This window comes from Streptomyces cadmiisoli (assembly GCF_003261055.1).
Lineage (GTDB): Bacteria > Actinomycetota > Actinomycetes > Streptomycetales > Streptomycetaceae > Streptomyces > Streptomyces cadmiisoli.
Map to the genome: position 1 here is coordinate 4,919,790 of NZ_CP030073.1, position 26,572 is coordinate 4,946,361.

Here is a 26,572-nt window from a genome sequence, read left to right on the forward strand (position 1 = left end):
TTCAGCGGCGGCCGAGCAGCTCCGCGACCCGCAGGTAGCCGTCCGCCGCGTGGCCCAGTCCGATGGCCCGGCGGGCCTGCCCCTCGGCCGCGCGCATCACGCCCGCGTCGATGCCGTGCGCCTCGGAGGTGTGGATGACGTGCGCCATCGTGGACACCGTGGAGGTGATCGGGTTGAGTTCGCCGGAGTACGTGCCGTCGTCGACGTCGTCCGCGAACTCCGCCAACAGCGGCGGCAGGATCGCGCCGATGCCCTGCGCGAAGGGTGCCAGCTCACGCGCGGTGATGCCCTCCGCCCGAGCCATCGCCAGGGCGTGCGCGTAGCCCGCCATCGCGGTCCAGAAGATGTCGAGCAGCGCGATGTCGTACGCCGCGGCGCGGCCGATGTCCTCGCCGAGGTGGGTCCGGGTCCCGCCGAGGGCGTCCAGCGCAGGACGGTGCTCGCGGTACAGCTCCTCCGACCCGCTGTACAGGAACACGGCGTCGGGCGTGCCGATGGTGGTGGTCGGCGTCATGATCGCGCCGTCCAGGTAGCGAACGCCGTGCCGGGCCGCCCACTCGCCCGTCTCACGCGCGCGTTCCGGGGTGTCGGCGCTGAGATTGACGACGGTACGTCCCTTGAGCGCGTCGACGACGGCGTCCTGGCGCAGGATGTCGTCCGACGCGTCGTAGTTCACGACGCAGACCACGACCAGCCCGCTCGCGGCGACCGCCTCCGCCGCCGAGCCCGCCCCGACGGCGCCGCGGGAGACGAGTTCGCCGTCCCGGCCCGGCGTGCGGTTCCAGACGGCGACGCGCAGACCCGCGTCCAGGAAGGCCGCGGCCAGGGCCTGGCCCATGGGGCCCAGTCCGAGGACGGTGACGGCAGACTGGTCCGTGTACGTGGACATGATGCGTTCTCCTTGGTCTTGCGGAAGGTGATCGTGCGGTCTGTCGACGTGCGGAAGGTGATCGTGCGGTCGGTCGGAGCGCAGTCGGTGGACCTGCGGATGGTGGACGTACAGATGGCGAACGTGCAGATATGAATCCTGCTATTACCGGACGAATGGGGCGACGATGACGCGCAGCCGTGCCCGGGACCTGAACGTCTGCGGTGTGACCGCCGCGATCGTCGTGATCGAGGGCAAGTGGAAGACCGCGCTGCTGTGGCTGCTGGAGTCGGGGCCGCATCGCCCCGCGGAACTGCGCCGCAGCCTGCCGGGCCTGAGCGAGAAGGTGCTGACGCAGGCACTGCGCGAGATGGAGGCCGACGGTCTGGTGCACCGGGAGGTGCACGACGTACTGCCTCCGAAGACCGTCTACTCCCTGACCGGCTTCGGCCGCGAACTCTCCGAAGCCCTCGCGCCCCTGTCCGACTGGGGCCACCGCCGCCTGGACAGACTCGCCGAGACCGAGACCGAGACCGAGACCGAGACCGAGGCCGAGACCGAGACCGAGGCCGAGACCGAGGCCGAGACCGAGACCGAGGCCGAGGCCGAACCCCCGGCCGTGCGGTCCGCCTCCTGAAGCGGCACGCGCCTCACCTCACTCCCCGACACCCCCGGAGGAACCCCCTCGGCACCCCCTGCGTTCCTTCGGCCGCCTGAGATCAGCCTCCCCCCGAGGCCGGGCGCTGCCAAGTACGCACAAAAAAGTGGGTGTACGCGGGCTCCGCGGCCCCACACCGCGGCCCCGCTTCACCGCCCCGCTTCACCGCCCCGCGGCATCCGTGAGGATCGCCCGGAGTCGTGCGCGGCACTCGGCGACGAACGCGGGGAAGGTGTGCCAGTAGCAGGAGATCCCGCTGACGCCCACCGCGATGGCCCAGGCGCGGGCGCGGAGCCAGGTCGTGTCGTCGAGGTTCATGGCGTCCCGGTAGGCCTCACGGGCCAGGGGCGGCAGGTCCCAGAGCGCGGCGTGCTCGGCGTCGGGGAAACCGAGCGAGAGCGCGCCGAAGTCGATGACCGCGTGCAGCCGGCCGTCCCGTACCAGGAGGTTGGTCGGCTTGAGGTCGCCGTGGAGCCATACGTGGGTTCCGGCGGGTTCGGGCAGTGTGAGCGCATCGCGCCACAGCCGTTCCAGGGTGTCGACGTCGAGGGCGGGTCCGACGGTGGACCGGCAGTCCGCGAGAGCCTTGCCGACCCACTCGTCGCACGGGCCCAGGGTGCCTCCCCGGTACCAGCTGAGCGCATCTGCCCGGGTCGCTCCCATGAGGTCGACGTGGTGGAGTTCCCGCACGAACGCCGCGAGATCGGTACCGAAGGCGGCCCAGTCCCGGACGGTGTCCGGGCCGGCCTCGGCGCCGTCGATCCAGCGGTGGACGGACCAGGCGTGCGGGAAGGCCGCGGTGGGCGTCCCGGCGTGGACGGGCTCGGGAACCCGGCAGGTCAGCCGGGGTGCCAGACGCGGAAGCCACTCCTGCTCCTTGCGTACGGCCCGTCCGGTGTCGGCGGTCCGCGGGAGCCGTACCAGCAGGTCGTCGCCCAGCCGGTACATGGTGTTGTCCGTGCCCGCGCCCGCGGGTGACAAGGGCAGGTCGGCCCACCGCGGGCGCTGTGCCTTCAGCAGGGACCGGACGAGCGTCTCGTCGGCGGGGATCTCGTTCTCGTGGAGCGTCACCCCGGAAGTCTGGGCGCCGGGCGGAGCGGGAGGCCAGCGATTTGCGCGCGAGCGGTGGCGCGGCGCACTCTTGCAAGCAAGGTGCTTGCAATTGTTAGCAGGGCGATGCAAGGTGGAGGCATGGCAACGCTCAACGTCGGCAATCTCGGTGAGTATCTGCGCGAGCAGCGGCGCAACGCGCAGCTGTCGCTCAGGCAGCTCGCCGACGCCGCCGGGGTGTCCAATCCGTACCTGAGTCAGATCGAGCGCGGGCTGCGCAAGCCGAGCGCGGAGGTGCTCCAGCAGGTCGCCAAGGCGCTGCGGATCTCCGCCGAGACGCTGTACGTGCGAGCCGGCATCCTCGACGCCGAACGGGACCGGGACGAGGTGGAGACGCGCGCCGTCATCCTCGCCGACCCCACGCTGAACGAGCGGCAGAAGCAGGTGCTGCTCCAGGTGTACGAGTCGTTCCGCAAGGAGAACGGCTTCGAGAGCGGTCCGGTCCACAGGGATCACGGAGACGGCGCCCAGGGCGACTCCGTCCCGGACGACGGCGTCCGGGACGACGAGGCCGACGACGGCGAGATCCAGGGCGGGACGGCCGGGGAGGCCGGCACCGCCGAACGCGGCCCCCGCACGGCCGACGGCAGCGAAGCCGACCCGCGGCGGCGGTCGACCGGCTGACCGGGCGGAGCGCTCGGCCCGGCCGACCGGTCACGGGACCCGAAACCCTCAACAGAAAGCCACCGGGAGGACCAGCACCATGGCCATCACCGACGACCTGCGCAAGACCCTCAGCGACCCGACGCCGCTCTACTTCGCCGCCGGCACCGCCGACCTGGCCCTCCAGCAGGCCAGGAAGGTGCCCGGCCTGGTCGAGCAGCTGCGCGCCGAGGCCCCGGCCCGTATCGACGCCGTACGCAACACCGACCCCAAGGCCGTCCAGGAGAAGGCCAGCGCCCGCGCCAAGGAGGCCGGCGCCCGCGTCCGGGAGCGGCAGGAGACGTTCCAGAACAGGGTCAACGAGTTCATCGGCTCCCTCGACGCGGACCTGAAGAAGCTCAGCGGCTCGATCGACTCCGACCTCAAGAAGCTCGGCGAGTCCGCCCAGGACCTCGCCCTGCGCGGCGTCGGCGTCGCCGCCGAGTACGCCGTGAAGGCCCGTGAGACCTACGAGAGGGTCGCCGAGCACGGCGAGCAGGCCGTGAAGACCTGGCGCGGCGAGGCGGCCGAGGAGATCGAGGAACTGGCCATCGTCGTGGAGCCGAAGGCCGAGCCGGTCGAGGTCCGCGCGGACAAGCCCGCCGGGACCGGTACCGCGGCCGGGCCCGAGGCCGGCCCGGCGAAGAAGCCCGCCGCCAAGAAGGCCCCGGCCCGCAAGGCGACGGCGAAGAAGACCACGCCGCCGGCCAAGTGACCCGGCAGTGGTTCCGCACGCCCGGTCACGTCGCCGGCCGGGACGGCTGATGGGTCACGGGTCGGGCACTACTGGAGTGCCCGGCCCGTTCTCCGGGTAGCGGGCCTGCGGTGGCGGGTACGGTGACCGCGTAGGGACGACCGAGTCGGGTGGTGGATGTAGTGCTGATGCAGGGGTTCGCGGGGCTCATGTGGTTGCTGAGCATGGCCCTGATCCTTTTCAGCGGCTTCGCGCTGATCGACGCGGCCACGCGCCGGGAGGACGCCTACCGCGCGGCGGACAAGCAGTCCAAGCCGTTCTGGCTGATCATCCTCGGGCTCGCCTTCGTGGTGAACCTGATCTTCAACATCCTGTCGTTCCTGCCGATCATCGGGCTCATCGCCACCATCGTGTACATGGTCGACGTACGACCTGCCCTGCGCGGTCTGCCGGGCGGCGGCCGCAGCCGCCGCGGCTCCAGCAGCGACGGCCCGTACGGCCCGTACAACGGCGGCCGCTGACCGCACCCGCCCGACCCCCGGTGGGCCCGCGCCGCCCGGTGAACCTGCCCGGCCCCGCGCCCGGCCGCTCGCGCCGGTCGGGCCGGGGCATCCGGGGCATCCGGTCCGGCAGCGGTGCCGGTCAGGGCATGCGGTCCAGCAGCAGGACGGCCACGTCGTCCGCCAGCTCGCCGCCGTTGAGTTCGCGGACCTCGTTGACCGCCGCCCGCAGCAGTTCCTCGCCGCTCAGTCCCTGGTCGAGCTGGCGGCGGATCATGTCCACCATGCCGTCCTGGCCGAGGCGCTCGCGGCCCCGGCCGGTGTGGCCCTCGATCAGACCGTCGGTGTAGAGCATCAGGCTCCACTCCCGGCCCAGCTCCACCTGCATCCGCGGCCAGCGGGCACCCGGCAGCAGGCCGAGGGCGGGGCCGTTGTTGTCGAACGGCAGCAGCCGGGCGGGCCGGCCGGGGCGGGCGACCAGCGGGGCCGGATGCCCCGCGAGGCACAGGCCGGCGCGTCGGCCGTCCGGTGCGATGTCCACCGTGCAGAGCGTCGCGAAGATCTCCTCGTGCGAGCGCTCGTGCTCCAGCACCTGTTGCAGCGTGCCGAGCAGCTCGTCGCCGCACAGCCCCGCCAGTGTCAGGGCGCGCCAGGCGATCCGCAGCTCCACGCCGAGCGCGGCCTCGTCCGGGCCGTGGCCGCAGACGTCGCCGATCATGGCGTGCACGGTGCCGTCCGGGGTGCGCACGACGTCGTAGAAGTCGCCGCCGAGCAGGGCGCGCGAGCGGCCGGGCCGGTAGCGGGCGGCGAAGCGCAGCGTGGAGCCCTCCAGGAGAGGGGTGGGCAGCAGACCGCGTTCGAGGCGGGCGTTCTCCTGGGCCCGCATCCGGCCCTCCGCGAGCCGCCGCTCGGCCGAGTCGGAACGTTTCCTCTCCACCGCGTACCGGATCGCCCGGCTCAGCAGGCGGCTGTCCAGCTCGTCGCGGAAGAGGTAGTCCTGGGCGCCCACGCGCACGGCTTCCGCGCCGCGCTCGGCGTCACCGGAGGCGGTGAGCGCGAGGACGGCGTGCCGGGGCGCGAGCCTCAGTACGTGACGGAGCACGGACAGCTCGTCGTTGCGGTCGTCGGACCGCCCCGGGGCGGACAGCGCGAGGTCCAGCAGGATGCAGTGGACGTCGTCGGTGAGCAGCCGCTCGGCCTCGGTGAGGTTGCGGGCGGTGCGGACACGGATCGGCTTGCCGGCCTGATCGAGCAGTTCGGGCACGATCGGTGAGCCGCCGGGGTCGTCCTCGATCAGCAACAGGGTCAGATTGGTGCTGGTCGTGTCGCTGCCGAGGGCGGTACGGGTGGTGTCCGCGGTGGTTTTCTCCTTGTACGGGGTTTCTGCGCCGGACGCAACGGATGTGCCGGATGCACCGGCTGCATCGGATATGCCGGAAGCAGCGCCGGAGGCACCGGGGACACCGGGATGGCCGCCGACTGCGGGCGCGGCCTGCGCCTGACCAGTTTCCACGGCTGGAACAGCTCGCTGCCGCGGTACGGGTACGGGCATTGTCCTGAGTTCCTTCCCTCCCCCCGAGGGCACGGCGGGGCGAGGGACCTCGACCCACCGACCGGGACCATAGCGGGTGTCGGCGCCGCTGGGGAATGGTGTGAGGCACGACGCTCCGGAAGCCGCCACTGTCATATGCCGCGTTCCGTACCGCAGTTGGGCAGGGCGCCGTCCGAAGCGGAATGACGAAGGTCACGTCCACCCCCGGTTTGATCTCCGGGCGGCGTGGGGCGGATCACGTGGCCCAGTTCACGAATTGGGCGCTTCGGACACCGCGCGGGGGTGTCTCAGGCCGCGTCCGGCCGTACGACGCCCAGGATCGGCATCGAACCGGCCCCCGCGATCGTGATGTTCCGGCCCGGCCGCGGGGCGTGCACCATCGCCCCGTCGCCCACGTACATCCCGACGTGGCTGGCGTCGTCGAAGTAGATGATCAGGTCGCCTGGGCGCATGTCCTCGATGTCGATGCGCCGCAACTGCTTCCACTGCTGCTGCGACGTGCGCGGGATCGCGCTGCCGGCCGCCACCCACGCCTGTGAGGTCAGTCCGGAGCAGTCGTAAGCCTTGGGGCCCTCGGCTCCCCACACGTACGGCTTGCCGATCTGGGCCGTCGCGAACTTCACCGCCTTCTTGCCCTGCGCCGTGGCGGTGCTGTCGAGTTCGTCGAGGATGCCGGAGCCGAGCCAGGTCGTCTGCGCCTTGTACGCGGCCTGTTCCTCCAGCTCCGCCAGGCGCTCCAGCTCCTCCTTCTCCAGCTGGGACTCCAGCTTCTCGGCCGCGTCGATCTGCTTCACGACCTTCTTGCGGGCGGCGGCCTTCGCCTTGCGGTTCGCCTCCAGCTTCTTCCACTGGGTGGAGGCGTCCGCGGCGTAGAGCTCCAAGTCCTGCTGGGTGCGGGTCATTTCGTCCAGCAGGTGCCGGGTGGCGCGCTCGCCCTGGCGGACGCGGCCGGTGCCCTCCAGGAACTCGCCCGGGTCGTCGCTCAGCATCAGCCGGGCCTCGGGCGGGAGGCCGCCGGTGCGGTACTGCGCGGCGGCCGCGGCGCCCGCGCGGCGCTTCAACTCCCTGAGCCTTTCCTTGCCCTCGACGATCTTCTTGGCCAGGGCGACGATCTCGGCCGACTGGTGCTCGGCCTTCTCCTCGGCCGCGTTGTAGGCGTCCGTGGCGGAGGCCGCCGCGCGGTAGAGCTTGTCGATCTTCTTGCGGACGGCCTCCAGTTCGGCGGTGGACACCGGGGCCGACGAGGTCGCGGAGGGCGACGGGGTGGGATGCGGGGCCGCCAGGGCCGTCCCGGGTGCCGCCAGCACGGTGACCGCGCAGACCACCGTCACGGCCGCCGCGATCAGGCTGCGCTTGCCCCTTGCCATACCCGTGCCCCCAAACTGATTTACCGTCAGTAACTTACGGACGCCTGGGGGATCGTGCCATGTCACGGCGCAAAACGACAGAGCCAGTGACTCCATCCCCCATTTCGTTCGCCGTACGACGATCTCCCCGACTTTGTGACGAACGACTCACCGAGATCGTTCCGCGCAGCCGGGCTCGAGCGGGAAAAGAGGGACCCGAGTGGGGAGAAGAAGGGCGAGTCCTCATATCCCGGGTGCCAATGCCGCCCAGCGCACGGTGACTTCGCCCTGACGCCAGCGCGCCGGCCCGTCCGTCACCGGCCAGTCGGCGGCCAGGTCCCGCACGGAGCGGATCCAGCGCTGCCGGGCTCCGTACGAGGCGTAGGGCGCGGCGGCCGCCCAGGCGCGGTCGAAGTCGCGCAGGAAGCTGTGCACCGGTTCACCGGGGACGTTGCGGTGGATCAGGGCCTTCGGCAGGCGCTCCGCCAGGTCGGAGGGGCGCTCCAGGGAACCCAGCCGGGTCGCGAAGGTGACGGTGCGCGGGCCCTCCGGGCCCAGCGCGACCCACACATGCCGCCGCCCGATCTCGTCGCAGGTGCCCTCGACCAGCAGACCGCCGCGCGTTCCGGCCGCCGGGTCGGCGGGCGCGAGCCGGGCGCACAGCCGCGCCCACACGGCGGCGACCTCCGACTCGTCGTACTGGCGCAGGACGTTGGCCGCCCGGATGAGGTGCGGACGCTGGGGAAGCGGCACCTCGAAGCCGCCGTGCCGGAAGACCAGGCCCGCGCGTTCGTACGGCCGTGCCGCCGCCACCCGGGCCGGGTCGATCTCGACGCCCACCACGCGTGCGCGTGGCGCCGATGTGCGCAGACGCGTGAGCAGTTCCACCGCCGTCCAGGGAGCGGCGCCGTAGCCCAGGTCGACGGCGACCGGGTCGGCGGCACGGCGGAGTTCGGCGCCGTGCGCCGCGGAGATCCACCGGTCCATGCGGCGCAGGCGGTTGGGGTTGGTCGTCCCGCGCGTCACCGTTCCCACGGGGCGGGTCGCTGCGCGGGATGTCATGGGTCGAGGGTAAGCGGCCCTCGCGCCACCCCTGCCCGGCGCTGATCGCGGACCTCGTGACGGGCCCCACAGGGCCCGGTACGACAGGCCCGCCACGTCTGTTCGGCGCAGGCGGCGACCTCGTGACCGGCGACACGGGCCCGGCCCCGCAACCGGACCGCCCCGCGGAGCGCCTCCGGCCCCCAGCGGCCCGGCCCTGCCCCGTCCGGTTCCGCCCCGTCCGGCTCTGCTCCGTCCGGCTCTGCTCTGTCCGGACCGGAGGGTTCGGTCCCTCCGGCGCGGACACCCGTACGGCGGGCACGTCCGCGGGCACCCGCGCGCGGGAGCCCGGACCGGGCACGCCGTCCGGGGCGCGACGGCCGGGACCGAGCCCACCCGTCCCGCCCCACCTCGAACGGTTGAGCGACTCCTGGTAATGATTCGGCAAAAACCCCCCGGTCGGAAATGGAGCGGCGCCCTTCCGGTGTTGCTCCCACCGAGGACCCGCACGTCCTCTCCGAGGCGTGCCCGCGGCAAGGAGGAAACGGCACGTGAGCCAATACGTCAGCAGGCTCGGTCGCCGCTCCCCGGCGGCCTCGTCACGCCTGCGGCTGGGTCATCGCCGCCCGCGCCGGGTGGCCATGCTCTCCGTGCACACCTCACCGCTCCACCAGCCCGGCACCGGCGACGCCGGCGGCATGAACGTCTACATCGTGGAGCTGGCCCGGCGCCTCGCCGAGATCAACATCGAGGTCGAGATCTTCACGCGCGCGACCACGGCGGCGCTCCCGCCCACCGTCGAGCTGGCCCCCGGCGTCCTGGTCCGGCACGTCGACGCGGGCCCGTACGAGGGTCTCGCCAAGGAGGACCTCCCCGCGCAGCTGTGCGCGTTCACGCACGGGGTGATGCAGGCCTGGGCCGGCCACCGCCCCGGCTACTACGACCTGGTCCACTCGCACTACTGGCTCTCCGGCCACGTCGGCTGGCTCGCCGCCCAGCGCTGGGGCGTCCCCCTGGTGCACGCCATGCACACCATGGCCAAGGTCAAGAACGCCAACCTCGCCGACGGCGACACCCCCGAGCCCGCCGCCCGCGTGATCGGCGAGACCCAGATCGTCGCCGCGGCGGACCGGCTGATCGCCAACACCGCCGAGGAGGCCGACCAGCTCGTACGGCACTACGCCGCGGGCCACGCCAAGGTCGCCGTGGTGCACCCGGGCGTGAACCTGGACCGCTTCCACCCGGGCGACGGCCGCGCCGCCGCCCGCGCCCGCCTGGGCCTCCCGCAGGACGCCCTGATCCCGCTGTTCGCCGGCCGTATCCAGCCCCTCAAGGCCCCTGACGTGCTGCTGCGCGCGGTGGGCGTGCTGCTCGACGAGCGGCCCGACCTGCGCTCGAAGACGGTCGTGCCGGTCGTGGGCGGCCCGAGCGGCAGCGGCCTCGCCAAGCCGGAGGGCCTCCAGAAGCTGGCCGCGCGGCTCGGTATCGCCGATGTGGTCCGGTTCCGTCCGCCGGTGGAGCAGGACGGCCTCGCCGACTGGTTCCGGGCCGCGAGCGTCCTGGTCGTGCCGTCGTACAGCGAGTCGTTCGGCCTGGTCGCCATAGAGGCGCAGGCGGCCGGTACGCCGGTGCTGGCCGCCGCGGTGGGCGGGCTCCCGGTGGCCGTACGCCACGAGCAGACCGGGTTCCTGGTCGACGGGCACGACCCGGTGGCGTACGCGCGCGTGCTGCGGCGTTTCGCCGACGACGGGCAGATGTCCGCCCGGATGGGCGCCGCCGCCGCCCTGCACGCCCGTTCGTTCGGCTGGGACGCCTCGGCCGCCGCCACCGCCGAGGTCTACACGGCGGCGCTGCACGCCCACCGCCGTCGCGCCCGCGTCGGCTGACGTACGCTCCCACCATGGCGGAAGCGGAGCGGCGGGCGGCACAGGTCATCGAGGACGTGCTCGAGGACGCCGGGATCGAATGGGAGAGCCCCGGGCCCGGCCACTACGTCGTCAAGCTCCCCGGCACCCGCAAGCTGTCGACGACGGTCTCCCTGATCGTCGGCCGCCACTCGCTCTCCCTGAACGCCTTCGTGATCCGCCACCCCGACGAGAACGACGCCGGTGTCCACCGCTGGCTCCTGGAGCGCAACCTCAAGCTGTACGGCGTGAGTTACGCGGTCGACCCGCTCGGCGACATCTACGTCGCCGGCAAACTGCCGCTGGCCGCCGTCACGGCCGACGAGGTCGACCGGCTGCTCGGCCAGGTCCTCGAAGCGGCCGACGGCAGCTTCAACACGCTGCTGGAGCTCGGATTCGCCTCCGCGATCCGCAAGGAGTACGCCTGGCGCGTCTCCCGCGGCGAATCGACCCGCAATCTGGACGCGTTCACTCATCTGACTCGGCAATCGGCCGACTGATCACGCGTCCACCGGTCCACCGGTTCGCCGTCTTCGTCGGACCGCAAGCCGCCGATCCCTGTGCCGCAGGGCCGTTCTCCGGTCCGTACCAATAACCCCCGTGCGACCCCTTCCGTGCCCGGCGCAGGTCGTGACATGCTCACCGCCGACGCAACTATGAACATCGTTCACATCCTGGAACATCTTCCTGGGAAGGGCGTGCGGACATGGGCAACGCGTACAGCGGCATCACCAGACGGACCCTGCTCGCCGGCGTCGTCACCGTCGCGGCCGGCACCACGGCGACGGCCGCGACGGTGACGACGGCGGCGGCGAGCACGGGCGCGGGTACAGGCGCCGCGCCCGGAGCCCAAGTGCCGACCGTCTGGCACGAGTTCACCCGCTCACCGTTCACCCACCCGCAGATCCCGTACATCGGACGGGCCGGCTGCCGGGGCGGAGCGCGCCGCCGGCCGCGCCGCCGTGTCGTCCTCGACGTACGCGACTTCGGCGCCGTGCCGGACGGCACCACCGACGCCGCCCCCGCGATCAACCGTGCCGTCGCCGCCGCCGGAAGGGCCGGCGGCGGCACGGTCACCATCCCGCCCGGCACCTTCCGTATCGACGACGTCATCCGGGTCGGGCACTCCGGCGTCGTCCTGCGCGGCGCGGGCAGCGCCCGTACGACCCTGTACGCCACGAAGCACCTCACCGAGCTGATCGGCGCCTACGGCTCCCGCTACGGCGGCGACAAGTCGTCCTGGTCCTGGGCCGGCGGCCTGATCTGGCTGGCGCCCGCGGCCCGCTGGGAGTCACTGGTCGCGGCGATCAGGGCCGAGGACTGGCCGTTCGAGGGCTGGACGGGCAACCGGCGCGACGAATGGCGCACCCTCACCACGGTCGAGGCCGCCCGCCAGGGCTCGTGGACGATCACGGTGGCCGACGCGGCCCGACTGCGCCCCGGCGCGCTGGTCCTGCTCCGGCTGGCCGACGACCCCGGCCACACCCTGCTGGAGCACATGAGCGGCGGCGGCCCCGGCCCCGAGGCGTACTTCTGGGACGACAAGACGAAGCTGAACTCCTACGTCCCCTACGAATGGCCGGTCCGCGTCACCCGCGTCCAGGGCCGCCGGATCACCCTCGAACGCCCCCTGCCGCTCGACGTACGGCCGGAGTGGGACCCCCGCCTGACCACGCACGTACCGGAGTTGTCCGATTCCGGCGTCGAAGGGCTCACCCTGGAGGCGGTCGAGACCCCGCAGCAGCCCCACCTCCTGGACAAGGGCTACAACGGCGTCACCCTCCAGTGCGCCTACGACTGCTGGGTCGACGACGTGACGGTCCGTCACGCCGACAACGGCTTCGGCCTGGTCGCCGCCTCCGCCTGCACCCTGCGCCGCACCCGGGTCGAGGGCCGCGGCTCGCACCACCCCTACTTCTGCCGCGAGGGCTCGCACGACAACCTGATCGAGGACTTCACGATCGGGCGGCGCACCACCCCGGCCCCGTCCGGCACCCAGCTGCACGGCATCAACGTCGAGGGCCTGTCGTCGTACAACGTCTGGTCGCGCGGTGTGATGGAGATGGGAACCTTCGACAGCCACCGCGGACTGCCGTTCGCCAACGTGCGCACCGACATCACCGTCGAGAACAACGGCCGGCACGGCGGTGACGCCAGTGCCGGGCCACTCTTCGGCGGCCGCTTCACCCACTGGAACATCCGCGTCACCAACGGCCGGGCCGGCCTGATGAAGATCGACCGACTGGCGCCGCACAGCGCCACGGTAGGCATCAACGAGGTCCGCGAGTTCGACCAGATCGACGTCCCCGACTTCAGCGGCGACCTGCGATCCCGCCTGGAGCTCTACGGCACCACGGACGTGGTACGGCCACGCAACCTGTACGACGCTCAGCGCGAGCTGGACCGGTAGCGGCCCGGCGTCACTCCCACCAGTCGCCGGAAATGGCGGGTGAGATGGGCCTGGTCGTAGAAGCCGGTGCCGACGGCGGCCTCCGCCGGACGCGCCCCGGCGAGCAGCAGCCCGCGGGCACGCTCGACGCGGCGGGAGTTCAGGTACTGGTGCGGCGCGATGCCGTACGCGCCGCTGAACGCCCGTACGAGATGGGCCGGATGCGCGTCGAGGAGGCGTCCGGCCTCCTCCAGCGACAGGCCCTCGACGGTCCGCTCGTCGAGGAGTTCGCGCAGCCGGCGGGCCGGCGCCGGGCCGTCCGGCCGGGCGGTGGCGGCCGGCCGCGGCCGAAGCCGCCGTACCAGCCGCTCGGCGACGAACGTCAGCCTGCTCTCCGCCTCCAGTTCCTCACCGGGCCGCGCGAGCGCGGTGTGCAACTGCCCGACGCGGTGCCGCAGCAGCGGGTCGCGCAGGTCGGGCGTGTCGACGGCGGCTCCGATCAGGTCGTCGGAGAGCCGGGAGGAGTCGAGGTAGACGACCCGCTTGCGGAAACCGAGCGGGGTGGCCGGGGCGCCGTTGTGCGGGACGTGCGGCGGCAGCAGGGACACCGTGTCGAGCGGGGTGCCGTGCTGGTGGCGCTCCAGGTCGTAGCGCACCGCGCCGTCGTCGACGATCAGCAGCGTCCACGCCTCGTGGACGTGCATCGGGTAGGCGTACTCGGTGAAGTGCGCGTGGAAGACCTCCACCACGCCCGGGACCGAGGGGCGCCAGGCGGAGACGGCGGTGTCGTTCCGCGACGGGGCCATGCAAAGAACGTACAAGACCCCGCACCGCGACGGCCGCCAGAGTCGTGCCATGAGCACCGACCCCGCCACCGCGCCCACCGCACCCGTCCGCTTCGACACCAAGATCGCCGTCCTGCTGCGCGAGGACCTGGAGACCTGGCAGCGGCTCAATGTCACCGCGTTCCTGGTCAGCGGCCTCGGCGCGACGGTCCCCGAGGTGATCGGCGAGACGTACGAGGACGCCGACGGTGTGCCCTGTCTGCCGATGTTCCGCCAGCCGGTCCTGGTCTTCGAGGGCTCCAAGGAGATCCTCACCGCGGCCCACGCGCGCGTGCTGTCCCGGGCCCTGCCGCGCGCCGTCTTCACCTCGGACCTCTTCAGCACCGGCAACGACCGCGACAACCGCGCCGCCGTCCGGGCCGTGCCGACGGCGGAACTGGATCTGGTGGGGCTCGCGGTGTACGGGCCGCGCAACGCCGTGGACAAGGCACTCAAGGGCGCGCGGATGCACCCGTGAGGGCCCTCAAGCGGCGCTGACCTCGGACTTCGCGGGGGCGGGCGCCTTGACTCCGGGTGTGTCCCCGGCCGGCAGGCGGCGCATCAGGGCGCCGTAGCCGAGGCCCGCCGCCGTGCCGACGACCGCGCACAGCCCCCACAGCCACTCCGCCCCGAACCGGTCGATGACGAGGCCCGACATCAGCGGCGCGACCAGCGCGGCCACCGACCACGACATCGTGTACATGCCCTGGTACCGCCCGCGCCCGTGCACCGGCGACAGCCGCACCACCAGCCCGGTCTGCGTCGGCGCGTTGACGATCTCGGCCAGCGTCCACACGCACACGGTGAGCGCGAAGATCCCGACGGACCCGGCGAAGGCGGTGAGCCCGAACCCGTACCCGGCGAGCAGTGACGAGACCACCAGCAGCCGGCGCGGGTCCCGGTGCTCGATGAAGCGGGTGACCGGGATCTGGAGCACGACGATCAGGACACCGTTGATCGCGATGGCCATGCCGTAGTCGGCGGGCGTGAACCCGGCCTCGCCCATCGCGATCGGCAGGCCGATCGCCCCCTGCTGGAAGATCAGCGCGACCAGGAAGGACAGCCCGACGACGCTCATGAACCGCCCGTCGCGCAGCACCGTCCCGAGGCTCACGGCCGCCTCCGGGGCCGACGCCGCGGCCGCCGTCGTCTCCGGCCGGGACTCGGGCACCTTCACGAAGACGACGACGGCGCAGGCCAGGGTCATCCCGGCCTCCAGCAGGAAGCCGGCCCGGTAGCTGGCCTCGGCGATGAACCCGGCGGCCATGGAGGACACGGCGAAGCCGAGGTTGATCGCCCAGTAGTTCAGGGAGAAGGCCCGCACCCGGTCCTCGGGCCGGACGATGTCGGCCATCATCGCCTGCACGGCCGGCCGGGACGCGTTGGAGGTGGCACCGACCAGGAACGCGACGCCGGCGATGCCCACCGGGTGCTGCACGAACCCGAGCAGCGCCACGGAGAACGCGGTGGAGATCTGCGCGACCAGCAGGGTCGGCCGCCGCCCCAGCCGGTCCGCCATGACACCGCCGCCCAGCGACGACAGGACCCCGCCCAGGCCGTGCAGCGCCGCGACCAGACCGGCGTACGACGCGGAGTAGCCGCGGTCCAGGGTCAGGTACAGCGCCATGAAGGTGGCGACGAAGGCGCCGAGCCGGTTCACCAGCGTGCTGGTCCACAGCCACCAGAACTCACGGGGGAGCCCCGAGACGGTCTCGGTGACGGCACGTCTCAGGCTGGCGACGGACATCGGTGATCCCCCCGGATGTAAGCGGCTCATGCGGTACGCACAACTTACGAACCCGTCGTTCGGGACGGCCACTCAATTAACAGATCCCGTCAACCGTCCACACCTCGACCGGCCGCGCGAGCGATCAGGGCATTCGATTACGCTCGTGGCCATGGCCGACGCACCGTACAAGCTGATCCTCCTCCGCCACGGCGAGAGCGAGTGGAACGCGAAGAACCTGTTCACCGGCTGGGTGGACGTCAACCTGAACGAGAAGGGCGAGAAGGAGGCGGTCCGCGGCGGTGAGCTGCTCGAGGACGCCGGCCTGCTCCCGGACGTGGTCCACACGTCGCTCCAGAAGCGCGCGATCCGCACCGCCCAGCTCGCGCTGGAGGCCGCCGACCGCCACTGGATCCCGGTCCACCGCTCCTGGCGCCTGAACGAGCGCCACTACGGCGCCCTCCAGGGCAAGGACAAGGCCCAGACCCTCGCCGAGTTCGGCGAGGAGCAGTTCATGCTGTGGCGCCGGTCCTACGACACCCCGCCGCCCCCGCTCGACGACGACTCCGAGTTCTCCCAGGCGCACGACGCGCGCTACGCCTCCATCCCCCCGGAGCTGCGCCCGCGCACGGAGTGCCTGAAGGACGTCGTCGCCCGCATGCTCCCGTACTGGTACGACAACATCGTCCCGGACCTGCTCACCGGCCGCACGGTCCTGGTCGCGGCCCACGGCAACTCCCTGCGCGCCCTCGTCAAGCACCTCGACGGCATCTCCGACGCGGACATCGCGGGCCTGAACATCCCGACGGGCATCCCGCTCGCCTACGACCTGGACGCCGACTTCAAGCCCCTCAACCCCGGCGGCACGTACCTCGACCCCGAGGCAGCGGCGGCAGCGATCGAGGCGGTCAAGAACCAGGGCAAGAAGAAGTAAGCCGACGCTGACAAGCCCCCGACCTGCGGTTTCTTTGCGGGGCGGGGGCTTTTTGGTGGGGCTGGGCCGTGTGGGCCGTCAGGTGCTCGGCCGGGCGGTCAGACGTTGTTGGCGCGTTGCCACTCGTAGGCACCAGGTGGCGTCTCGACGACCTCGCGCGGGTAGACCTCGCGCACCCGAGTGACTAGTCGCGCTGCTCGCTGACCCACGTCTTCGGTAGTACGAACCGCGGGACGGTGACCGTGACCGCGGACGGTGACCGTGACTCCTGAGGACGGCCCGTCGTGCACGGACACCCAGAGTCCGCCGCTCTCGTCAGCCGTGACGGCGTCACGGTGAGGCCGCAGGCCTTCATGACCGAGCGGTACGAGCCGAGTAACCGGGCTGTGGATATCGGCAGTCCGACGGCCACACCACTTGCCCATTCGTCCATACGAGTATGCATGTCAGGGTGTACGAGTTCGGGGAAGCGTCCATGCGCTGTCAGACCCATCCGCCAGAATCTGCCCATGCTCATCGCTACAAGCGGGCGGGGTCACGTGGTGAAGCGCCCCTCGAAGCCGGCCATCGGGACCATGCTCGCCAACCTGCGGCGCGGCAACGAGCACATGGTGCTCAGGCGCCAGGAGGAGGACCGCGAAGGGGACTGGTACATCCAGGTCCTCTTCCGCGACAACAACACCTACCAACTGGAGCACCGGGACGGCCTCGCCGCTGAGCACTACCGGACGCAGACCGTCTCGCAGGAGAAAGTGCTGCGGGCGCTCCTCGGCTGGGCAGCCGACAAGCCGGACTGGCGTGAAGGCTTCATGTGGAACCACGTCGGCGACATGGTCGCACCGGACACCTAGAACCCCACCGGCACCCGTCACGGGATCAGGTGGCCGGGAGAACCCCGCACCGTGACGGTCAGCTATGCGGGAACGCGCATTGGACGGTCCGACCAGCACTGTTCCTACCGCTCGTACACCACGGGGCAGCCGAACTACCTGCATGCGTAAACGACTTCAAGCCCAGGCGAGGGTAGATGGCTCGATCGGATGCTTGGTCTGCTCCAGCGGATCTACCTCAGCACGGGGCGAGTGCTCACTTGAAGATGAGGTCCGTGCAGGCAACTACCGCAGAAATCACCCCCGCGGCTACGCCGAGAGTCGCGCTCATCTGCTGACGGTCTTGCATGAGTGCTGCTTGTGGGCCTTGAGCACCCTCGCTTCCAGAGCCTCGCAGCGCCTTGAAGCCTTGCCACTTGTGCTCGCGAATCCAGCACCCGCGCAATAGGCCTTGGGCGTTGTTACGGCACCGCCCTTGGCGCCCCATGGCAATGCATCGAAGGGGTGCCTGAAGGAGGAAATACAGGATCGACACCGAGGCCACGATGATGAGCACCCCAGGTCCGATGACGTTTCCTGCCCATGCCAGGATCCCCAGCAAGAGGATCACTACGCCCCAACGCTTCTTTAAGAACGCCCCCAGGCCACCCATGCGAAGGACCGTAGAACACCCAGGCCCTCGCGGGTAGACCGCCTGCCAGTCGAGGCGCAAGCTCCATGTGGGTAGCGCTCCAATCATCCCCAGCAGCGCTCAGACGCTCGTGTGCCACACTACCCAGGCCTTACCCACCCCGCCCGACGGCTATCACCAGCTCCTGAACTGGCTTGCGACCTCATCGCCGTCGGCGTCGAGGACACCGGAGCCTATGGCTCCGGACTCGCCCGGTGCTTGCGGGACAACCAGGTCACCGTGATTGAGGTGGACCGCCCCGACCGCCGGGCCCGCAGGGCAGGCGGCAAATCCGACCCCATCGACGCCTTCGCCGCCGCCACAGCCGTCCTCACCGGCCGGGCCGGCGGGACGCCCAAAGCCCGCGGCGGCATCGTGGAGGCAATCCGAGTCCTGCGGGTCGTGCGCCGCTCGGCCGTGAAAGCCCGCACGCGAACCATCAACCAGATCCGCACCCTCATGATCACCGCACCCGACTAGGTTCGTGCCCAGTTGGCATTGTGGTTGCGGGTCGACCGTCGCCGCTTGCTCTGATTGACGGCACGGCAGCGTGCCTGAGGCCGGTGGAGGTGCAGCGGGGCATAAGCGCGCCTGATCGGTTGGCGCACCCGCCGCGGTGGCTGACTGTCGTCGGCTGACGCACAAGCGAACCAATGTCCAACTTTGAGTAGACGTCCCCGGTCACCCACATGCGGCCGGCCCGGCAGGGCTGTGCATCCTGGGCACCATGACGAACCCCGAAGGCTCGTACGTGAAGGTGCACTTCCGGCTTGAGATCGAGGACGACTGGCCCCCGGCGTCGGTGGAGAGTCTGTGGGCAGTCGACCACGGCGACGGCACTGCGCGGCTCGACAACATCCCGTGGTTCGTCCGAGGCATCGCCTGCGGGGACATCGTGACCACCGAGCCCGACGAGGAAGGCGTGCGGTGGGCTGGCGAGGTGGTCCGGCGTTCGGAGAACTGCACCATCCGCCTCATCGTGTTCCGTGACGGCGGTTCAGGAGCTGCACGGCAGAGCGTGATCAACGCGTTTCACGAACTCGGAGTCTGCGGCGAGGGCATAGAGCGGTTCGGCATGGTTGCCCTGGACGTCCCGCCCACCGCCGATCTCACCAAGGTGCAAAGGCTCCTCAACCACGGTGTGGCCAAGGAGTGGTGGGATATGGAAGAGGGCTGCGTTACTGCACAGTGGCGGGCCGTGTCCGCCGGCTGAAGCCGTTCATGTGATCCATGGCTGGGCCGTCCCTGGGCCGTCCGAGGTCGCTCGACAGTGGCCAAGGGCGACCAACGACGACCATCAGGCGCGCGAGCCCACCGCCCCTGACCAGCAAAAACCCAGCTCACCAAGATCCCCGGCAAGACCCAGGGCAAGAAGAAGTAACGAGCCACGATCAAGGTCCCTGCCAGCAGTTTCTCCGCTGATCGGGGCCTTGTTCGCTGCCCTGGACCGGCTTCGGGCCCTCCCACGCTCGCGTCGCGGGAACACCACGTACATCAACTGCTCGTACACCACCGCGGACGGTCGGCGGATCGAGCGGGGCTGCACGCACAGCGCTGTCGGCTTGCGCCACAGGGCTTGAACGGTCTGTGCACGACCATGCCCCCCGCCCGCGCGCTCGGCGTCGGCAGGGGGCATGGTCGTGGGGTCGGCCCGCTCCGGGGCCGTGTGCTGTCGTGGGCCCGTCCCGTCAGGGGGACCGGCGCGGCAGCGTGGGTCAGCGGTTGGCGGCGTAGTTGCCCAGGGCGGAGTTGCCGATGCCCGCGACGTTGATCGAGTTGCCGCTGACGTTGGCCGGGACCTCGATCGGCAGCTGGACGAGGTTGCCCGAAGCGACGCCCGGCGAGCTGAGGGCGGCACCGTTCGCGGTGGACTCGGCCGAGGCGGTCGCGGCGCCGGCCAGGAGAGCCGAGGCGGCCAGAGCGGTGGTGGCAATGACGGCGCGAGAGCGCATGATTCCTCCGTGTGGATCGGTTGAGGCACAGGTGGGCCCGGTCAGGCGGGGGAAGGCCTGCCGGTGGGGAAAGAGCACCTGCCCGCGCTTTAAACGATCACGCGCTGGGTCAGTTACGGTCCCGCCTCGCGGAGGTTGCGTGGTGTGGAGGATGCGTGCCGCGGAGGTCGTGCCGGGCAGAGCCCCTTCAGTGAAGTCGCCCCCCACAAAAGTCGCCCCCCACATAAAAAGGAGAGGCCCCCGCCGGTACGCCGCCACGCTCCGAGCAAAGAAGCCCCCGCGCAAAGAAGCCCCCGGCGCGAATCGCGCCGGAGGCCCCTTCACCGTGGTCGTGCGTCGCGGGACGCCGTCAGCACTGGCAGGGTGCGCCCTGCTGGCAGCCGCAGGTGCAGCCGGAGCCGCAGCCGCACGCCGCTATCAGCGTCAGGCTCCTGATCTCGGCGGGCTTCTCGGTGGGGCGCTCCTGCGTGGGGTCCGGCGGCGTACCGGGCATGCTGGGGGATTCAGCCATGGGTCCCTCCTCAGGGCTCGTGCCTGTCCCCATTGCATTCCCCTTCTGCCGGGCGCATCAACGGCGCACTGAGGTGCGCCCGCCCCGTTCCCGGTTCAGCGCCGCGAGCCCGCAGGTCAGGCGCCCTCGACCTGGATGTCGGGCTGGAGCTCGTCCGCGTGTTCGCCGGTGACCAGGAACACCACGCGCTTAGCGACGGCCACCGCGTGGTCGGCGAACCGCTCGTAGTAGCGGCCCAGCAGGGTGACGTCGACGGCGGTCTCGATGCCGTGCTTCCAGCGGTCGTCCATCAGGTGCTGGAAGAGGGTGCGGTGCAGCAGGTCCATCTCGTCGTCGTCCTGCTCCAGCTGCATCGCCAGGTCGACGTCCTTGGTGACGAGCACCTCGGCGGCCTTGGCCATCAGGCGCTGGGCGAGCTGGCCCATCTCCAGGATCGTGGCGTGCAGGTCGTGGGGGACCGCGCGCTCGGGGAAGCGCAGCCGGGCGAGCTTGGCCACGTGCTGGGCGAGGTCGCCGGAGCGCTCCAGGTCGGCGCTCATGCGCAGGGAGGTGACCACTATCCGCAGATCGGTGGCGACCGGCTGCTGCCGGGCGAGCAGGGCTATCGCACGGGCCTCCAGGTCGTGCTGAAGGTCGTCTACCTTCTTGTCGGCCTCGATCACGTTCTCGGCGACCTTCAGGTCGGTGTCGAGAATGGCCGTCGTGGCGCGCCCGATCGCCGACCCGACCAGCCGGGCCATTTCGACCAGGCCGTCGCCGATCGAGTCCAGTTCCTCGTGGTACGCGTCCCGCATCAGGGTTCCCTCTCGTGCGTTCGGTTCGGGGATTCAGGGGCCTGGGGCGTCCGGTACCGGCGCCGTGACCGGGCACGGAATCGGCGCCGCAACGGCACTGCGAACCCCACGCTCCCACGTTCGGGCCGCTACGCGTCCGTTTCCGCCCCCTCAAATGAACCATCCCTGGCTCCAAGGTGAACTCTGGGCGACGAGTGTTCGAGGTCCCACTCGGACGGCTGTGGGCAACCGGCGCGGCATGCCTAACCTGGACGCATGGACGTGAACGCGGCGGTCGCCGCAGCGGCAGCGATCGCCGGTGTGCTCACCGGCGTCATCGCCATGCTGGCGTTCCGCTGGAGCGAACGCGACCTGAAACGGCCCACCCGTACCTCCCTGCACACCGACCCGGTGCTTCCGCCGGGCGTCGACACGGTGCTGTCCGTGCTGCGCTCGTCGGCCGTGGTCCTCGACGAGGCCGACGCCGTCGTCAAGGCGAGCTCGGCGGCGTACGCCCTCGGACTGGTCCGCGGCGGCAGGCTCGCCGTCGACCCCATGCTCCAGATGGCCCGGGACACCCGGCGCGACGGCGAGATACGCCAGGTCGAGCTGGATCTGCCCCGGCGCGGCAGCGGCCGGGGCGAGGCCCTCGCGGTCTCGGCCCGCGTCGCCCCGCTCGGTTCCCGGCTGGTGCTGCTGCTGGTCGAGGACCTGACCGAGGCCCGCCGGATAGAAGCGGTGCGCCGCGACTTCGTCGCCAACGTCAGCCACGAGCTGAAGACGCCGGTCGGCGCGCTCTCCCTGCTCTCGGAGGCCGTCATGGACGCCTCCGACGACCCCGAGGCCGTACAGCGCTTCGCCGGACGGATGCAGATCGAGGCGACCCGGCTGACGAACCTGGTGCAGGAGCTGATCGACCTCTCCCGGGTCCAGAACGACGACCCGCTGGAGGACGCCGAGCCGGTCAGGGTGGACGAACTGGTCGCCGAGGCCATCGACCGGTGCCGCCAACAGGCCGGCACCAAGCAGATCACCATGGCCGCCGGCGGCCACGCCGACCTGCGTGTATGGGGAAACCGCAGCCAGCTGGCCGCGGCCCTCGGCAATCTGGTCGAGAACGCGGTCAACTATTCCCCCGCCCGCACCCGCGTCGGCATAGCCGCCCGCCGGGTGAGCGGTTCCGGCGGGGACACCATCGAGGTCGCCGTCACCGACCAGGGCATCGGGATCTCCGACAAGGACAAGGAGCGCATCTTCGAGCGCTTCTACCGAGTCGACCCGGCCCGCTCCCGTGCCACCGGCGGCACGGGCCTCGGACTGGCGATCGTCAAGCACGTGGCCGCCTCGCACGGCGGGGAGGTCACGGTGTGGAGCTCGGAGGGACAGGGCTCCACCTTCACCCTGCGGCTGCCGGAGGCGGGTCAGGCCCGCGACCGGGCACACCAGCACCCTGCCCTCGACGACGAGGCCGGGCAGTCCGCAGACTCGTCCCCCCACCCACACCCGTACGAACCGCTCCCTGCCCCGGAGGTCCTTCCGTGACCCGAGTGCTCGTCGTCGAGGACGAGGAGTCCTTCTCCGACGCTCTGTCATACATGCTTCGCAAGGAGGGCTTCGAGGTCGCGGTCGCGACCACGGGGCCCGACGGACTCGACGAGTTCGAGCGCAACGGCGCCGACCTCGTCCTTCTCGACCTCATGCTGCCCGGGCTGCCGGGCACCGAGGTGTGCCGCCAGCTTCGCGGCCGCTCGAACGTTCCGGTGATCATGGTCACCGCCAAGGACAGCGAGATCGACAAGGTCGTCGGTCTCGAAATAGGAGCCGACGACTACGTCACCAAGCCCTTCTCGTCGCGTGAGCTGGTCGCCCGTATCCGGGCCGTCCTGCGCCGCCGCGGCGAGCCGGAGGAGGTGGCGCCGGCGGCCCTGGAGGCCGGCCCCGTCCGGATGGACGTCGACCGCCACGTGGTCACCGTCGCCGGCGCCAAGGTCGACCTGCCGCTGAAGGAGTTCGACCTGCTGGAGATGCTGCTGCGCAACGCCGGCCGCGTGCTGACCCGGATGCAGCTCATCGACCGCGTCTGGGGCGCCGACTACGTCGGTGACACCAAGACGCTGGACGTCCACGTCAAGCGGCTGCGCGCCAAGATCGAGCCGGACCCGGGCGCGCCCCGCTACCTGGTGACGGTGCGCGGCCTCGGCTACAAGTTCGAGCCGTAGACCGAACCGGCGGCACATGACGAAGGGCGGGACCTCCCGGTGGGGGTCCCGCCCTTCGGCGTCACGACAGGTTCCGGTGATCAGTGACCGGTGTTCTCGCCCTCGTCCCCGGACACGGAGGAGGACGCCGCGTCGGTCGGCGTGCCCGGCTCCTCGTGCTCGGAGTCCCCCGAGGTGCCGGACTCCTCCGACGTGCCGGCCTCGCCCTCGCTCCCGGCCTCGCCCGCGGCACCGGTCTCGCCGGCGGTCGGCTCCTCGCCCGCGGGCGATTCCTCACCCGCGCCGCCCGTGGCGGGCACCTCGGTGGGGCCCCAGGAGGAGAAGTAGCCCTTGGACGGGACGACGAAGGCGTCCAGGCTCACGTCACCGGTCTCGCTGAAGGCGAAGGTGACCTTCTGCGCGTCGCCGTCGGCGAGGGCCTCGCCGCTGCTCAGCACGGCCGAGGCGTTGTCGGCGCCGCCGATGACGACGGAGCCGCCGGCCGGGATGGTCAGCGCGCCGCTGCCGGTCGCGGGGGTGATCCGGGCGGCGCCGAGCCCGTCGACGGTGATCGACTCCAGCGTCTGGGCCGCCGAGCTGCTGTTGAAGATCGTGGCGGAGACGGCGGCGGGGCCGGTCGCCTCCGGATCGGGCTGGGTGATGACGACAGCGTTCTGGATCTTGATGTCGCCGACGCTGGTGGCGGCGTTGTCCGGGACGATCTCCAGAGTCTGCGCGTTGTTGCCGGCGCCGCAGGCGGCGAGCGAGGCGATCGAGAACGCGATGGCGGAAGCGGCGAGGGCGCCGCGTCGAAGGCTGCTGCTCACGGCGGCGGCAACTCCTAGAACGCAGGGGCAGCTTTCCTGGTAAAGCCGCCCTAAGTGGCTGTCAGCGGCCTTAGGCTACCGAGCCGTTCCCGCGCGGCCGCACCCGACCCTCCCCGGCGGGTGCCCGGCTTCGCTCAGCAGGGGGTACGGCGACGGTCCTGTTCAGACCCCGGACACACTCGTACGGCATTCACATAAGCCGTCGCTAAATTTCCGTGAAGGAATGCGTGGCGGCTCCTGAAATTGATCACCGGGGCCGCCGCGCCGGAGAGTCGTGATCAATTCCGGATTCGCCTCACGGTGGCCCGCGACGGCCGAACGGAGTAGCGGAAGTCGAGCGTTTGGAACCGGACATTTAGGGATGTTCAACCGCTCCGCGGGCCCCTCGCGTGCGCGTAACGTCCACGTTTCACCCGCCCCGGAGAGCCGCTCCCACCTGCGAATTCCCCGTTCCGCAGGCCCCGCGAAGCACGTCCGTGTTGCTGTTGTCAAGCCCCGAGATATGCCCTGACCTGCGAAAACGCCATTCAGAAGCTGCCGTTTCCGTGTTACCCTGGATAGCCACGGAAGGGGTACCTGTCACATGACGTTCAAGGTTGGCGACACCGTGGTCTATCCCCATCACGGGGCCGCGCTGATCGAGGCCATCGAAACTCGCCAGATCAAAGGCGTGGACAAGACCTACTTGGTGCTGAAGGTCGCCCAGGGTGACCTGACGGTGCGTGTGCCAGCGGACAATGCGGAGTTCGTCGGCGTGCGTGATGTGGTCGGTCAAGACGGGCTGGACCGGGTCTTCGAGGTGCTGCGCGCGCCGTATGCCGAGGAGCCCACGAACTGGTCCCGTCGTTACAAGGCAAACCTGGAGAAGCTCGCCTCCGGCGATGTCATCAAGGTCGCGGAAGTCGTACGTGACCTGTGGCGTCGTGAGCGCGAGCGCGGACTCTCCGCCGGTGAGAAGCGCATGCTCGCCAAGGCTCGTCAGATCCTGGTGAGCGAGCTGGCTCTCGCGGAGAACACGAACGAGGACAAGGCCGAGGCCCTGCTCGACGAGGTGCTCGCCTCCTGACGCCGAGGCAGCGCACGCGCTGCCGCTCTCTGTGCATCGAAATGCCGCGGTGCCCGATGACCTCCTGCTGTCGCCGGGCGCTGCGGCATGTTCGCACCCGGGCGGGCGTGCCCGTCCCGCGGTTGGCATACGCCGAGGAAATCTCCCCCCGGTACTGTGCGTGCCGGGCCCGGGCTGCCGGCTCGAACAGGGTCACGGAAGGGGCCTGTCGAGCCGTCGCGCCCGGCACGGTGAGGCCATACCCAACTAGGCCGAGCACACAAACCTGACAGGAACCGATGTCTGACGATTCGCGCCCTTCGCGTACCGCCGCGGTGATCCCGGCCGCCGGCCGTGGCGTCCGCCTCGGTCCCGGCGCGCCCAAGGCGCTGCGCACGCTGAACGGCACCCCGATGCTCATCCACGCGGTGCGTGCGCTGGCCGCGTCCCGCGCCGTCTCCCTCGTGGTCGTCGTCGCCCCGCCCGACGGGGCCGCCGAGGTCAAGTCGCTGCTCGACGCGCACGCGCTGCCCGAGCGCACCGACTTCCTCGTCGTACCCGGCGGCGCGTCGCGGCAGGAGAGCGTCAGGCTCGGGCTGGACGCGCTGCCGCCCGGCTACGACGTGGTGCTCGTGCACGACGCCGCCCGGCCGCTGGTGCCGGTGGACACCGTGGACGCCGTGATCGAGGCGGTGCGCGCGGGCGCGAAGGCCGTGGTGCCGGCGCTGCCACTCGCGGACACGGTCAAGGAGGTCGAGCCGGCCCGGACGCCGGGCGAGCCGGAGCCGGTGCTCGCCACCCCGGAGCGGTCCCGGCTGCGCGCCGTCCAGACACCGCAGGGCTTCGACCGGGACACCCTGCTGCGCGCCCACGAGACGGTGACCGACAACGTCACCGACGACGCGAGCATGGTCGAGCAGCTCGGCGAGCCGGTCGTCGTCGTGCCCGGGCACGAGGAGGCCTTCAAGGTCACCCGCCCGCTGGACCTGGTCCTCGCCGAGGCGGTCCTGGCACGCAGGAGGCTCAACGATGGCTTCTGACGCCCCGCTGCCCCAGGTCGGCATCGGCACCGACATCCACGCCTTCGAGGACGGCCGCGAGCTGTGGTGCGCGGGCCTGAAGTGGGAAGGCGAGGGGCCCGGACTGGCCGGGCACTCCGACGCGGACGTCGTGGCGCACGCCGCGTGCAACGCGCTGTTCTCCGCCGCCGGGCTCGGCGACCTCGGACAGCACTTCGGCACCGGGCGTCCGGAGTGGTCCGGCGCGTCGGGCGTGGCGCTGCTCACGGAGGCGGCCCGGATCGTCCGCGCGGCGGGCTTCCGCATCGGCAATGTCGCCGTACAGGTCGTCGGCCCCCGCCCGAAGATCGGCAAGCGCAGGGACGAGGCCCAGAAGGTGCTGTCGGAGGCCGCCGGGGCGCCCGTCTCGGTGTCCGGCGCGACGACCGACGGGCTGGGCTTCCCGGGGCGGGACGAGGGACTGATGGCGGTGGCCACCGCGCTGGTGGTGCGCACGGGCTGACCGCCCCACGACACGATTGCGTGCCGCTCCTGCCCAAGGGGCACGAGGCACTGTTGC

27 protein-coding genes and 2 pseudogenes are annotated in these 26,572 nt (G+C 71.2%); 17 read left to right on the forward strand and 12 right to left on the reverse strand.

Going from position 1 to position 26,572, the window contains the following annotated elements:
- Nucleotide 1: 1 nt before the first annotated feature.
- Nucleotides 2-889 (reverse strand): NAD(P)-dependent oxidoreductase, encoded by an 888-nt coding sequence (locus tag DN051_RS21350; protein ID WP_112439307.1) that lies wholly within the window; start codon nucleotides 887-889, stop codon nucleotides 2-4.
- Between the two features lie 166 nt (nucleotides 890-1,055).
- Here DN051_RS21350 and DN051_RS21355 point away from each other — a divergent pair.
- Nucleotides 1,056-1,397, forward strand: a pseudogene (locus DN051_RS21355) (winged helix-turn-helix transcriptional regulator); the annotation flags it as partial.
- 291 nt (nucleotides 1,398-1,688) lie between these two features.
- Here the strand turns inward: DN051_RS21355 and DN051_RS21360 are convergent.
- Nucleotides 1,689-2,597 (reverse strand): aminoglycoside phosphotransferase family protein, encoded by a 909-nt coding sequence (locus DN051_RS21360; protein WP_112439309.1) that lies wholly within the window; start codon nucleotides 2,595-2,597, stop codon nucleotides 1,689-1,691.
- A 120-nt stretch (nucleotides 2,598-2,717) separates the two neighbouring features.
- Here DN051_RS21360 and DN051_RS21365 point away from each other — a divergent pair, with 120 nt between their 5' ends.
- The 3 genes from DN051_RS21365 (at nucleotide 2,718) to DN051_RS21375 (ending at nucleotide 4,493) form a co-directional block, all read left to right on the forward strand.
- Nucleotides 2,718-3,260, forward strand: coding sequence for a helix-turn-helix domain-containing protein (locus tag DN051_RS21365; RefSeq protein ID WP_053759702.1), 543 nt, complete (start codon nucleotides 2,718-2,720; stop codon nucleotides 3,258-3,260).
- A 79-nt stretch (nucleotides 3,261-3,339) separates the two neighbouring features.
- Nucleotides 3,340-3,993, forward strand: a complete 654-nt coding sequence (locus tag DN051_RS21370) for a hypothetical protein (RefSeq protein ID WP_112439310.1) — start codon at nucleotides 3,340-3,342, stop codon at nucleotides 3,991-3,993.
- 167 nt (nucleotides 3,994-4,160) lie between these two features.
- Complete coding sequence (locus DN051_RS21375; protein WP_079001020.1) at nucleotides 4,161-4,493, forward strand: DUF2516 family protein; 333 nt, start codon at nucleotides 4,161-4,163, stop codon at nucleotides 4,491-4,493.
- 121 nt (nucleotides 4,494-4,614) lie between these two features.
- Here DN051_RS21375 and DN051_RS21380 read toward each other — a convergent pair whose 3' ends face one another.
- The 3 genes from DN051_RS21380 to DN051_RS21390 form a co-directional block, all read right to left on the reverse strand.
- On the reverse strand, nucleotides 4,615-6,024 hold the full coding sequence (locus DN051_RS21380) for a PP2C family protein-serine/threonine phosphatase (RefSeq protein ID WP_162624974.1): 1,410 nt from the start codon (nucleotides 6,022-6,024) through the stop codon (nucleotides 4,615-4,617).
- Nucleotides 6,025-6,311: 287 nt separating this feature from the next.
- The gene (locus tag DN051_RS21385) at nucleotides 6,312-7,391 is read right to left on the reverse strand and encodes a C40 family peptidase (protein WP_053759706.1); all 1,080 of its coding nucleotides are present in this window, start codon (nucleotides 7,389-7,391) and stop codon (nucleotides 6,312-6,314) included.
- A gap of 222 nt (nucleotides 7,392-7,613) precedes the next feature.
- Nucleotides 7,614-8,432: a class I SAM-dependent methyltransferase gene (locus DN051_RS21390; RefSeq protein WP_199314629.1), complete on the reverse strand. Its 819-nt coding sequence runs from the start codon at nucleotides 8,430-8,432 to the stop codon at nucleotides 7,614-7,616.
- A gap of 530 nt (nucleotides 8,433-8,962) precedes the next feature.
- On the opposite strand from DN051_RS21390, the gene mshA reads away from it, so the two are divergent.
- From mshA to DN051_RS21405, 3 genes are all read left to right on the forward strand, one after another.
- The gene (mshA, locus tag DN051_RS21395) at nucleotides 8,963-10,297 is read left to right on the forward strand and encodes a D-inositol-3-phosphate glycosyltransferase (protein WP_053759708.1); all 1,335 of its coding nucleotides are present in this window, start codon (nucleotides 8,963-8,965) and stop codon (nucleotides 10,295-10,297) included.
- Nucleotides 10,298-10,311: 14 nt separating this feature from the next.
- Nucleotides 10,312-10,815, forward strand: coding sequence for a type III secretion system chaperone family protein (locus tag DN051_RS21400; protein WP_053759709.1), 504 nt, complete (start codon nucleotides 10,312-10,314; stop codon nucleotides 10,813-10,815).
- A 206-nt stretch (nucleotides 10,816-11,021) separates the two neighbouring features.
- Nucleotides 11,022-12,725: a glycosyl hydrolase family 28-related protein gene (locus tag DN051_RS21405; protein WP_112439312.1), complete on the forward strand. Its 1,704-nt coding sequence runs from the start codon at nucleotides 11,022-11,024 to the stop codon at nucleotides 12,723-12,725.
- Here the strand turns inward: DN051_RS21405 and DN051_RS21410 are convergent.
- Complete coding sequence (locus DN051_RS21410; RefSeq protein ID WP_053759711.1) at nucleotides 12,704-13,510, reverse strand: helix-turn-helix transcriptional regulator; 807 nt, start codon at nucleotides 13,508-13,510, stop codon at nucleotides 12,704-12,706. The two genes, DN051_RS21405 and DN051_RS21410, sit on opposite strands and share 22 nt — an antisense overlap.
- Here DN051_RS21410 and DN051_RS21415 point away from each other — a divergent pair.
- A complete protein-coding gene (locus DN051_RS21415; RefSeq protein ID WP_079001022.1) occupies nucleotides 13,509-14,006 on the forward strand; it encodes a DUF2000 domain-containing protein in 498 nt (165 codons plus the stop codon). The genes DN051_RS21410 and DN051_RS21415 overlap by 2 nt on opposite strands.
- Before the next feature lie 6 nt (nucleotides 14,007-14,012).
- On the opposite strand, the gene DN051_RS21420 is transcribed toward DN051_RS21415, so the two are convergent.
- Nucleotides 14,013-15,275, reverse strand: coding sequence for an MDR family MFS transporter (locus tag DN051_RS21420; RefSeq protein WP_112439313.1), 1,263 nt, complete (start codon nucleotides 15,273-15,275; stop codon nucleotides 14,013-14,015).
- A 151-nt stretch (nucleotides 15,276-15,426) separates the two neighbouring features.
- On the opposite strand from DN051_RS21420, the gene DN051_RS21425 reads away from it, so the two are divergent.
- Together DN051_RS21425 and DN051_RS21435 are read left to right on the forward strand one after the other, a co-directional pair.
- The gene (locus tag DN051_RS21425; protein WP_053759713.1) at nucleotides 15,427-16,188 is read left to right on the forward strand and encodes a phosphoglyceromutase; all 762 of its coding nucleotides are present in this window, start codon (nucleotides 15,427-15,429) and stop codon (nucleotides 16,186-16,188) included.
- Nucleotides 16,189-16,697: 509 nt separating this feature from the next.
- Nucleotides 16,698-17,039: a hypothetical protein gene (locus DN051_RS21435; protein WP_234388828.1), complete on the forward strand. Its 342-nt coding sequence runs from the start codon at nucleotides 16,698-16,700 to the stop codon at nucleotides 17,037-17,039.
- A 235-nt stretch (nucleotides 17,040-17,274) separates the two neighbouring features.
- Here the strand turns inward: DN051_RS21435 and DN051_RS45135 are convergent, their stop codons facing one another.
- A complete protein-coding gene (locus DN051_RS45135; protein WP_159054086.1) occupies nucleotides 17,275-17,670 on the reverse strand; it encodes a hypothetical protein in 396 nt (131 codons plus the stop codon).
- Nucleotides 17,671-17,791: 121 nt separating this feature from the next.
- Here DN051_RS45135 and DN051_RS21440 point away from each other — a divergent pair.
- Both DN051_RS21440 and DN051_RS21445 read left to right on the forward strand, forming a co-directional pair.
- Nucleotides 17,792-18,162, forward strand: a pseudogene (locus DN051_RS21440) (IS110 family transposase); the annotation flags it as partial.
- 253 nt (nucleotides 18,163-18,415) lie between these two features.
- Complete coding sequence (locus DN051_RS21445; RefSeq protein ID WP_053759715.1) at nucleotides 18,416-18,901, forward strand: DUF4265 domain-containing protein; 486 nt, start codon at nucleotides 18,416-18,418, stop codon at nucleotides 18,899-18,901.
- Nucleotides 18,902-19,403: 502 nt separating this feature from the next.
- Here DN051_RS21445 and DN051_RS21450 read toward each other — a convergent pair.
- From DN051_RS21450 to phoU, 3 genes are all read right to left on the reverse strand, one after another.
- Entirely contained in the window at nucleotides 19,404-19,640 is a 237-nt protein-coding gene (locus DN051_RS21450) for a chaplin (protein ID WP_053759716.1), read from the reverse strand.
- A 349-nt stretch (nucleotides 19,641-19,989) separates the two neighbouring features.
- Nucleotides 19,990-20,151: a hypothetical protein gene (locus DN051_RS45845; RefSeq protein WP_199314630.1), complete on the reverse strand. Its 162-nt coding sequence runs from the start codon at nucleotides 20,149-20,151 to the stop codon at nucleotides 19,990-19,992.
- Between the two features lie 116 nt (nucleotides 20,152-20,267).
- Nucleotides 20,268-20,945, reverse strand: coding sequence for a phosphate signaling complex protein PhoU (gene phoU, locus DN051_RS21455; RefSeq protein ID WP_053759717.1), 678 nt, complete (start codon nucleotides 20,943-20,945; stop codon nucleotides 20,268-20,270).
- Nucleotides 20,946-21,200: 255 nt separating this feature from the next.
- Between phoU and phoR the strand changes: the two genes are divergently transcribed.
- Together phoR and phoP are read left to right on the forward strand one after the other, a co-directional pair.
- Nucleotides 21,201-22,466, forward strand: coding sequence for a two-component system sensor histidine kinase PhoR (gene phoR / locus DN051_RS21460; RefSeq protein WP_053759718.1), 1,266 nt, complete (start codon nucleotides 21,201-21,203; stop codon nucleotides 22,464-22,466).
- Nucleotides 22,467-22,471: 5 nt separating this feature from the next.
- A complete protein-coding gene (gene phoP / locus DN051_RS21465; protein ID WP_484420470.1) occupies nucleotides 22,472-23,143 on the forward strand; it encodes a two-component system response regulator PhoP in 672 nt (223 codons plus the stop codon).
- An 80-nt stretch (nucleotides 23,144-23,223) separates the two neighbouring features.
- Here phoP and DN051_RS21470 read toward each other — a convergent pair whose 3' ends face one another.
- Complete coding sequence (locus tag DN051_RS21470) at nucleotides 23,224-23,949, reverse strand: copper chaperone PCu(A)C domain-containing protein (protein WP_112439314.1); 726 nt, start codon at nucleotides 23,947-23,949, stop codon at nucleotides 23,224-23,226.
- Nucleotides 23,950-24,532: 583 nt separating this feature from the next.
- Here DN051_RS21470 and DN051_RS21480 point away from each other — a divergent pair.
- The 3 genes from DN051_RS21480 to ispF all read left to right on the forward strand — a co-directional run bounded on the left by DN051_RS21480 (nucleotide 24,533) and on the right by ispF (nucleotide 26,515).
- Nucleotides 24,533-25,015 carry a CarD family transcriptional regulator gene (locus DN051_RS21480; protein WP_003953493.1) on the forward strand — a complete coding sequence of 161 codons (483 nt, stop codon included), beginning with the start codon at nucleotides 24,533-24,535 and terminating at the stop codon, nucleotides 25,013-25,015.
- Nucleotides 25,016-25,293: 278 nt separating this feature from the next.
- Nucleotides 25,294-26,034 carry a 2-C-methyl-D-erythritol 4-phosphate cytidylyltransferase gene (gene ispD / locus DN051_RS21490; protein WP_053759721.1) on the forward strand — a complete coding sequence of 247 codons (741 nt, stop codon included), beginning with the start codon at nucleotides 25,294-25,296 and terminating at the stop codon, nucleotides 26,032-26,034.
- The gene (gene ispF / locus DN051_RS21495; protein WP_053759722.1) at nucleotides 26,024-26,515 is read left to right on the forward strand and encodes a 2-C-methyl-D-erythritol 2,4-cyclodiphosphate synthase; all 492 of its coding nucleotides are present in this window, start codon (nucleotides 26,024-26,026) and stop codon (nucleotides 26,513-26,515) included. The genes ispD and ispF overlap by 11 nt, the downstream gene beginning before the upstream one ends.
- Nucleotides 26,516-26,572: the final 57 nt, after the last annotated feature.